We start from the raw sequence: 4,796 nt of genomic DNA, 5'->3' as shown, positions 1-4,796 counted from the left end.
CCGCTACAAAGATCATGTACTTGAGGAAGGTCAGGAAAAGATCATGTCGGCTAAATCAGTTACCGGAAGAAGTGCCTGGGTTCGGTTTTTTGATGAGACTTTGGGAGCCGCCAAGTTTGAGCTGGACGGTGAAGAGCTCAGTGAACAGGAGGTATTAAGTAAGCTTCATGAAAACGATCGTGATTTAAGGGTCCGGGCTCATGCTTCACTCACTAAGAAATTCAAAGAGTTGAGCCGACAGCTAACCTTTGTATTCAATACTATTCTGGCGGATAAGTCAACCAACGATAAGCTCCGCAAGTATGAAAGCTGGATCGACTCCCGTAATCTGGCTAACCAAACCGATAATGAGACAGTGAATGCACTGATCGAGTCAGTAACATCAAAATACGAATTGGTTCAACGCTATTATAAATTAAAGCGTGATCTGCTTGGTTTGGATGAGATGAAGGATTATGACCGGTATGCACCCATTATGAAGAATGAAGCTACGATCGACTGGAATTCAGCGCAGGATATGGTCTTGGATTCTTATACTAAGTTCCATCATGAAATGGGGGAGATCACGAAGAAATTTTTTAATAATAATTGGATTGATGCGGCTATCAAGCCGGGGAAAAGAGGCGGGGCATATTCCGCCAGTACGGTTCCTTCCGTCCACCCTTATGTGTTTATGAATTTTGACGGAAAGATCCGTGATGTACAAACGTTGGCTCATGAATTAGGGCACGGAGTTCATCAGTATCTATCACGGCAGCAAGGGGTTTTGCAGTCATCAACGCCACTTACTACTGCTGAAACGGCTTCTGTATTTGGAGAGATGCTCGTATTTCAAAAGCTGATGAAAGAACTTGACGATCCCAAAGAAAAATTGGCATTGCTGATGGGTAAAATTGATGATACCATCGCCACTGTTTTTCGGCAGATCTCAATGAACCGTTTTGAGCATGCCATGCATACCGCCCGCCGCGAAGAAGGGGAATTAACGGCTGAGAGATTTTCGGAATTATGGATGGATCAGCAAAAAGCATTATACGGAGATTCCGTTAAACTGACGGATGAATATGGCATCTGGTGGAGCTATATCCCTCATTTCTTGCATACACCCGGCTATGTTTACGCTTATGCATTTGGAGAGTTATTGGTATTGGCACTTTACGAAGAATTCACTCAGCGCCCTGAAGGTTTTCCGGATCGATACATGGAATTATTGAGTGCCGGGGGTTCTGAATGGCCGGAAGATCTGGTTGCTAAAATGGGACTCGATATTACTCAGCCTGATTTTTGGAATAAAGGCTTGGCCTCTTTTGAAAGAATGGTAGAAGAAGCCGAAGAAATGGCAAAAAATATACAGTTCTAAACTGTAATTCAGTAATCATGAGTAACTATTGATGAAAATCCATACACTCCAATAGCTTGAAATACTTATAAAGAATAAAAAGAATGTCTTTAGACCGACAAGAAAAAGCACTTCGGGAATTTAAACAGATCATCCAGGATCTGGTGCATTTGCTAAGAACTTCAACAAAAGTTCAACTTTCTTATATGTGCTGGGTGAACCGGGCACGTCAGCAATTCGTTTGGGAGACAAATAGTACCGGACTGCCGAATGTCATGTTCCAAGACCGCGTGTCTTTTGAAAATCATTTTCTTGATGAATTTCAGGATGCTGAAGAGATCGTACAATTAGTGGTAGGAGAAGACGTATCCAAAGCCAAGTTGATGCATTACTTTGATTTTGTTCAGGCGAAGCAAATACTGATCATCCCTTTTATAAATAAAGGCGAAACAGTAGCTTTGACCGTTCTGGAAAGTGAAAATGAAATTGATCAGGAAGTTATTCAGGACAGAATAATGTCTTATAACAACGCTCTTGTAAGTGTATTGGATACTTATCTGGAAGTTGTGGATCTCCATGAAAATCAGCAGGAATGGGAAGATTATGAGGCCTCCGTTAATCAGTTGGATTACCGGTTGCACCGGGTAGAGATACTCGGAAAGATGATGGAGGAGATGCAGAAGAATCTCCCGAATGGAGGAGCTGTTTTATTGGCACCGGGAATGGAGTCCTGGAACGTGGTACTTCGGGCTAAAGATTCAAAACAAACTCCTGATCTGGGATTGCAGCTTGAAGAGAAAAGTGTAGCATATGAAGCTCTTGAAAAAGGAGAGCCTGTTTTTACAATGCATTTTAATAACAATCCACGACGTATTTCATCTGCTGAAAAGCGAACAGAAGGAGCTACCTTTGCTATTCCTGTAATGATCCATGATCGCCGGCAGGGTGTAGTGGTTTGTTACGACAGTGATCCTCTTACATTCAAAGAATCTACAAAGCATAAGTTATCTAATTTAGTAAGAATTGCTTCTCTAAGTATCCAGACATCGGTGAAAAAGTCAGGCATGGTTGAGGAGATTTTGACGCAAAATTTTGGGGCTTTCATGCCTGAGCTATGGGAGTTATCACTGACTAATGAATTATCAAAGTTAAAGAAGGGAAAAGGAACTTCTACCTGGTTTGGACTTATTGCACCGGATGATGTTTCCGGCCTTCGCACAAAATACAGATTGGAAGATCTGCAGAATATACAGACTGATTTTGTTAAGGCTTTAAATCCTTCACGCTACGGAATTCCGGGTTACATTGGCTATAATTCAGATTATGTATACACTTTTTTGATACAAAGTGACGATGAAGAAGCGGTTTCTTTTTGGATGGAAAAAATGAAATCAAAATTGGAGTCAGGGATTGATCTTTCCATAGGGGGAAGCATGAGAGCACAATTTAAAGTGGGATATACAAGGGTCTCAGAACAATCGGAGAGTGTTTATCAGATCAAAGAAAAAGCTAAAAAAGCTTTGGCAAAGGTGATGAACGACAATGAAGCTGAGTTAGTAGAAGCATAATGGGAAATGCATATGTGATCGTAGTTGATGGCTTGGGAGTGGGTGCTCAGGAAGATGCAAAGGAATATGGGGATGAGCACATGAATACGCTTGGGCATATATCTCAAAAAACAGGTGTTCAGCTTCCTAACCTTCAAAAAATGGGGATTGGAAATATTCTACCACTTGCATCAATTCCGGAAAATGAAAATCCATTATCTGCTTTTGGAAAACTAAGAGAAGTTTCAGCAGGAAAAGATTCTACTACCGGGCATTGGGAAATTGCCGGCATTCAGCTTGAAAAACCATTTCCTACCTACCCGGATGGATTTCCTGAAGATGTTATAAAGGCTTTCTGTGAGGGAATAGGAGTTGAGAAGGCTTTATGCAATAAGCCATATTCGGGAACTGAGGTGATTCGGGATTTTGGGGAAGAACATCTTAAGACCGGCTATCCTATTGTCTATACTTCTGCCGACAGTGTATTCCAGATAGCTTGCCACGAAGATGTGGTTTCAATTGACAAGCTTTATGAGTGGTGTGAGTACACCCGGAATCAAATAATGGTTGGAAAACATGAAGTAGGGAGAGTGATAGCACGCCCTTTCACCGGTAAACCGGGAAGTTTTGAGCGAATTTCAGATAAACGACATGATTACTCTTCTTTACCACCACAGAATAACTTGGTGCAGAAGTTATACGATGCGGGTGTAAAAACATACTCTATCGGTAAGGTGGCAGACTTATTTGCCGGGGAAGGGTTTACCCAATACCGACCGACTAAGAGCAATGCCGAAGGAATTTCACAACTGTTAAGCTTGATGTCCGCAGATCTTGACAATAGTTTTGTTTTCGTTAATCTAATTGATACCGATCAGCTTTTTGGCCATCGGTTAGATCCGGAAGGATATGCAGGAAGTTTGAGAGAATTCGATCGCGCAATACCGGCTATTGTTTCAAAGATCAGGGAAGGTGACCTTTTGATCATCACAGGAGATCATGGCAATGATCCTTGTTCAAACAGCACAGATCACTCCCGGGAGTTTGTTCCTTTATTAGTATTCCCAAAAGGAGTGGCAATCTCTGAAGACCTCAAAACCGGTGATACTTTCTCGAATATAGCCTGTAGTGTTGCCGAGTTCTTCGGGGTAGAACATGACTTCCCGGGAAGATCGTTCTTGAATTAGAATTCCTAAAAGTTGAGGCTATAAGCTAAAAACAGGAGTCATGTAGTTTAAAATTGAGCTATTAATTACGTATATTAATCAATTGTAGAATTTATTAAGTCGTAGACGCAATATCTAAGCTTTTCGCACGTGTTTAAAAGCTCTAAGCATATCATCTGCGCAATCGCGTACGCAAACATTCATTAAAAGGTATATACAGTGGCAAAAAGTTCTGGAATCTCTACTCGTGAGTCAGAGTCATTAGATCGCTATCTGCACGAAATTGGAAAAGAGAAACTAATTACACCGGATGATGAAGTCCGGCTGGCTAAGGAAATTCAAAAAGGAAGTCAGAGAGCACTTGAAGATCTTACCAAAGCAAACCTTCGCTTCGTAGTTTCTGTGGCAAAACAATATCAAAATCAGGGACTTTCTCTTGGCGATTTGATCAACGAAGGAAACCTCGGTTTGATCAAAGCAGCAAAACGTTTTGATGAAACTCGTGGTTTCAAGTTCATCTCTTATGCCGTTTGGTGGATTCGTCAGTCAATTCTGCAGGCACTGGCTGAGCAGTCAAGAATTGTACGACTTCCCTTGAACCGTGTTGGGGCTCTTAACAAAATTGGTAAAGAGCTTTCCAAATTGGAACAGGAATATGAGCGTGTGCCTTCTGCCCATGAGCTTGCTGAAAGCTTGGAAATGACTGTGGGTGAAGTAGCAGACACTCTAAAAATTTCCGGTCGT

4 protein-coding genes are annotated in these 4,796 nt (G+C 41.6%); all 4 read left to right on the top strand.

The features are described from left to right. Positions 1-1,360 (top strand): M3 family oligoendopeptidase (locus VFM80_RS08555; RefSeq protein ID WP_395071409.1); only part of this gene is annotated, 1,360 nt, incomplete at its 5' end. Between the two features lie 83 nt (positions 1,361-1,443). Then, positions 1,444-2,907 (top strand): GAF domain-containing protein, encoded by a 1,464-nt coding sequence (locus VFM80_RS08550; RefSeq protein WP_395071408.1) that lies wholly within the window; start codon positions 1,444-1,446, stop codon positions 2,905-2,907. Further along, positions 2,904-4,073, top strand: coding sequence for a phosphopentomutase (locus VFM80_RS08545; RefSeq protein WP_395071410.1), 1,170 nt, complete (start codon positions 2,904-2,906; stop codon positions 4,071-4,073). Before VFM80_RS08550 ends, VFM80_RS08545 begins: the two co-directional genes overlap by 4 nt. Before the next feature lie 198 nt (positions 4,074-4,271). Beyond that, positions 4,272-4,796 (top strand): sigma-70 family RNA polymerase sigma factor (locus VFM80_RS08540; RefSeq protein ID WP_395071407.1); only part of this gene is annotated, 525 nt, incomplete at its 3' end.

Source organism: Gracilimonas sp., assembly GCF_035704785.1.
Lineage (GTDB): Bacteria > Bacteroidota > Rhodothermia > Balneolales > Balneolaceae > Gracilimonas.
This window is presented reverse-complemented; position numbering and strand designations above follow the sequence as displayed.

Bases quoted from the DNA above. Each gene is read 5' to 3' on its own strand.
- VFM80_RS08550 (WP_395071408.1), top strand. From the start codon at position 1,444: ATGTCTTTAGACCGACAAGAAAAAGCACTTCGGGAATTTAAACAGATC.